The sequence below is a fragment of the Peribacillus sp. NPDC058002 genome, from assembly GCF_042886655.1.
GTDB lineage: Bacteria > Bacillota > Bacilli > Bacillales > DSM-1321 > Peribacillus > Peribacillus aracenensis.
Window position 1 is genome coordinate 1 of record NZ_JBHVQU010000288.1, and the last position, 4194, is coordinate 4194.

A 4194-nucleotide genomic window follows, 5' to 3' on the forward strand; every position below is an offset into this window, starting at 1 on the left:
TGCTTATATTCATGGCTATCCTGGAAAAAAACTGATGGTGACTGATGTCTGCCTTCCGATTTCAGATCTGTCTGGTGCAATTCAGCATGCTAGGGAGACTGTTGATTTTCTGGGCCTTACCGGTGGGATTGTCGGCCATGTAGGCGATGGAAACTATCACGTACTCTTAATGATTGATAACAAAAATCTAGAAGAGATTAAAAGAGCAGAACAGCTAAATGAACAAATTGTCCTGTATGCCCTTGAGCGGAACGGAACATGCACTGGGGAGCACGGAGTCGGGGTCGGTAAACAAAAATATCAGAAAAAAGAACATGGGAACTCACTGTTTGTGATGGAAAAAATCAAAGTAGCCCTTGATCCAGATAATTTATTAAATCCTAGTAAAATATTTATGCAAGAAAGAGTGTGATGAAATGAAGGTATTAGAAGCGTTCAGTGCATTAGCCGGAAAATATTTTGCTGTTTGGGTTATCTTAATTTCCGTAATCGCCTTTATTTTTCCAGAGCCATTTTTGGGATTGGGAGGCTATATTACGATATTGCTAGGGGTTGTCATGTTTGGAATGGGGCTTACTTTGAAGGCAGTTGATTTTAAAATCATCATCACTAAACCACTGCCCGTGATAATTGGAGTTTGCGCCCAGTTCATCATCATGCCATCTGTGGCATACCTTATTGCGAAACTTATGAATTTGCCAGCCGAATTAGCTGCTGGTCTGGTTTTGCTAGGCTGTGTACCGGGCGGAACAGCCTCTAATGTTATGGTATATCTTGCAAAAGGTAATGTACCTTTGTCGATAGCTATGACCTCGGTATCAACTTTACTGGCACCAATCATGACTCCGCTGCTTCTGCTTTTGCTGGCAGGACAATGGATGCCGGTCGATTTTTTTGATATGTTTAAGTCGATTATACAAGTCATCCTTCTTCCGATTGTTTTAGGTTTGGCCATTAAGCGGCTTTTCCCGGTAATAGTTGAAAAAAGCTTAACCGTTTTACCGCTAATTTCGGTAGCAGCCATTATTACGATTGTAAGCGCAGTAGTCTCAGGCAACGCAGCTAGCATCGCTACATCCGGGTTCCTTATTTTCACTGCCGTGATGCTTCATAACGGATTTGGACTGCTGTTTGGTTACTTGACAGCAAAAGTGCTTGGACTTGATGAAGTCAATAGAAGAGCGATTTCGATTGAAGTGGGCATGCAGAACTCCGGGTTAGGCGTTGCGCTTGCTACGGCACATTTCGGCCCGCTGGCAGCACTTCCAAGTGTCCTGGCTGCTGCATGGCACAACATATCAGGACCAATTCTTGCGACTTACTGGTCAAAAAAACATGCTGGCGTCAGTATAGAGGAAGGGACAATCCAGCCAGTAGAGAACAAGCTTTAATAATATTGAAATGAAAAAGATCCTATGCTCCCAGCAGGGATTTTTTTGCTGTTGCCATATTTTCCAGGCGGGGAAGTGGAGGGGCAAATAACCATGCTGCTTGAATTCTTGAATTCATCTAGGAAAAAGAGAGTCATTCTGTTAATGCTCTCCTACAGCAAGCATGAAGTAGCAATAGCTTTAACAGGCAGAAACAAATATCAAGAAAGAAAAAAATGATAAAGTTCTAGAACAAAATCATGAATTAATTGATATAATTAGCGATTTTTTCATTGAAGGTTCCAAGTGACAAAATCATTCAAAAAGACATTAAGATATTGAGTTGAAGGAGGGGGAGGGTTCTAATTTCCCTATTACTCGAACTACAAATCGTTCTGATTTTCTAAATGAACTTGCTCCCATATTAAACCCACTGTTTCTTTGCGGCTCATTCTTGAAGTTTCAAGTCAAATAAACATTAATTCATCATATTTTAAGCACAAATTGCGACGTTGTAGTGTACCGTGTATTTGTCGAGTCCCATTGCGATTGGAACAACAAGTGGATCTCTGAATATGAATCACCCTGGAGTTTGGAAGGTACTTTTTGGTGAATATAAGAGATTTTGCTGAGTTTACATTGGACTATTTTTCATCAATTACTTTAACCGATATTGAGTAATCTGTTTTAAATGGAAAACCAACCATAAATAATGAAATGGTAAAAGAATGGTTAGAAGAAAACAGAGATTTTTTTTTGATGATACTTTTCATATGGTACTAAAACAATTTGTTGATGATTTAGGTGCTATGCCAATTTGGTTTTGGGATAAAAAATTTCAAGAGGATGTGTCAGAGGGATTCAAAAGATATTTTGAGGAAAATTCATATTTTCTCGATTTTTTTACAAATGCTTATTTGGCGAGTTTAGAAGAAGATGGGCTTCGATAACTTAATAATGCTTTAACGTTACAACAGAAATATGCTTATTCAGCTAACGGGTGTATAACTTCAATAAGAAGAAATGCTTTTTTACTACACCAGCTAATAGAGGTTATTTTTTTATTGTATTAAAGGGTGCGAATATTGATAATTAGGAGTAATTAGCAATTCCAAAACAGCTGATACTGTTAAAAACCAACATAAATGAAAATGTTCAAATGATGAAGATACACTATCTGATGATAAAAAAAGGGATTTTAAAATAAATCTAAATCACATATGAATTATATGATTTATGAAGATAAGTTTCTATAAACTCAGCCAATCCATCATTTTCGTGGTGTCCTGTAACAAAGTCAGCAGCTGCTTTAACCTCTTCGCTAGCGTTCCCCATTGCCACGCCAGTACCGACATGACGAAGCATCTCTATATCATTGGGTCCGTCTCCAATGGCTACGACTTCGCTTGGACTAATTCGAAATTCGTGAAGTAAGTTTTTTATAGCAGACCATTTGGAAACATTAGGAGCAACCATTTCAAACCCGTCATTCCAATTGATGACCTCTGCTTCGTTTTTAAACAAAGCGGATAATTCAGGTCTTGGTGCACCTGTTCGAACACTATATTTAAGAACATCTTGATAATTTGCCTGTCTTAAATCTCCAATGTAACGTGGCGGAATTTGCCCAACTTTTGTCCAATAATCGATTTCTTCATTTGTTTCCTTACAATAAAGCCCATTTACTGTATGGATAATAACATTACAAGAATTTTCAGCGGTCAGCTGGTGGAATCGTTCTTCGTTCAGTCGGACGGTTTTCATTTGCATAGCTCTTCCTGTCTCTGCATCGTGAATAGCGGCACCATTCAAACAGATCATTGGAGTTTGTAATCCAATTTCTTTATGGTAGGGAGCGGTTACTTCATAGTGTCGACCAGTAGCTAGAAAAACCTTGACTCCCTGATTAATGAGCCTATAAATGGCTTCCATATTTCGACGGGAAATGTTATTTGAGGCCTTTAGTAGTGTACCATCCATATCAATAAATATTGCACGCACATCCATATATACTGCCTCCTCATCGTTGGTAAACCAATCATATCATCTGACTATTAAAGTCTTGTAAACTCAGTGTACAGATTTAATAAAGTTTATTGGGAAGTAAGGGACGGCTCTATGCAAGATAAAAATATTATTCCATTAAGGGGTGCTATTGTTGAATAAAACTTAGATTTTTATACGAATTTATTGTTATATTTTTTAGTGTAGTGAAGTATCTTACATATTAAATTAAACGACATATATAGCATTAGGAGTCAAAGATGGTAAAGCAGATATTATGAGCGAGCCAAAGAGTGTAAATAATAATTGTATGATTAGCTAACAAGAAGAGCCATAACACCAAATTCCAAAAGTGAAACCAAACTTATTATTTTGTTCAAAGTCTATATGTGTATACATACTGGTCGTAGCAAGACTTTCATGGCCTAATAATTCCTGTTTAGGTTCTTAAATCCACTTTATCTTTGTTTTCTTGTAATAGTAAGGTAGCAAACGTATGCCTTAAATGATGAAGAGAAAATCGGTGAGCGGGTAAGCCAGCCCGTTCTAGAATCTCCATAAATATTTTGTGCAATCCACGAGGATTTAAAGGCTTATTTTTTCGATTATAAAAGTTCGGTTCACTGTAATGTTTTTGCTGCTCCAAAAGGGTTTCTTGATAATCTTGAAATATCGGTAAGACAATGGGATGAAGGGGGAGGAGGCGTTGTTTTGTTCCTTTTCCTAGAACTAAAATAGTTTTTTTTTATAAATTAAAATTCTCCCATGTTAAATAAAAAAAATATTTGCGTCTCATTACAGTTTTTTCGAGTAGTTTAAA

6 protein-coding genes are annotated in these 4194 nt (G+C 37.2%); 4 read left to right on the plus strand and 2 right to left on the minus strand.

Translation table 11 applies throughout. The annotated features are described in order from the left end of the window. From ACFVSH_RS23645 to ACFVSH_RS23660, 4 genes are all read left to right on the plus strand, one after another. Positions 1-412: FAD-binding oxidoreductase (locus ACFVSH_RS23645; protein WP_387708153.1), on the plus strand; the 412-nt coding region annotated here is incomplete at its 5' end. A gap of 4 nt (positions 413-416) precedes the next feature. Beyond that, positions 417-1391 (plus strand): bile acid:sodium symporter family protein, encoded by a 975-nt coding sequence (locus tag ACFVSH_RS23650; RefSeq protein ID WP_387708154.1) that lies wholly within the window; start codon positions 417-419, stop codon positions 1389-1391. Between the two features lie 45 nt (positions 1392-1436). Then, positions 1437-1610, plus strand: coding sequence for a hypothetical protein (locus tag ACFVSH_RS23655; RefSeq protein WP_387708156.1), 174 nt, complete (start codon positions 1437-1439; stop codon positions 1608-1610). A 488-nt stretch (positions 1611-2098) separates the two neighbouring features. Beyond that, complete coding sequence (locus tag ACFVSH_RS23660; RefSeq protein ID WP_387598576.1) at positions 2099-2320, plus strand: hypothetical protein; 222 nt, start codon at positions 2099-2101, stop codon at positions 2318-2320. A 259-nt stretch (positions 2321-2579) separates the two neighbouring features. Here the strand turns inward: ACFVSH_RS23660 and ACFVSH_RS23665 are convergent, their stop codons facing one another. Both ACFVSH_RS23665 and ACFVSH_RS23670 read right to left on the minus strand, forming a co-directional pair. Further along, on the minus strand, positions 2580-3377 hold the full coding sequence (locus tag ACFVSH_RS23665; protein ID WP_387708158.1) for an HAD family hydrolase: 798 nt from the start codon (positions 3375-3377) through the stop codon (positions 2580-2582). A 436-nt stretch (positions 3378-3813) separates the two neighbouring features. After that, positions 3814-4110, minus strand: a complete 297-nt coding sequence (locus ACFVSH_RS23670; protein ID WP_387708160.1) for a tyrosine-type recombinase/integrase — start codon at positions 4108-4110, stop codon at positions 3814-3816. Positions 4111-4194 lie beyond the last annotated feature (84 nt).

Coding starts and splice junctions, on each gene's coding strand:
- ACFVSH_RS23650 (WP_387708154.1), top strand. CDS start 417: ATGAAGGTATTAGAAGCGTTCAGTGCATTAGCCGGAAAATATTTTGCT.
- ACFVSH_RS23660 (WP_387598576.1), top strand. CDS start 2,099: ATGGTTAGAAGAAAACAGAGATTTTTTTTTGATGATACTTTTCATATG.
- ACFVSH_RS23665 (WP_387708158.1), bottom strand. CDS start 3,377: ATGGATGTGCGTGCAATATTTATTGATATGGATGGTACACTACTAAAG.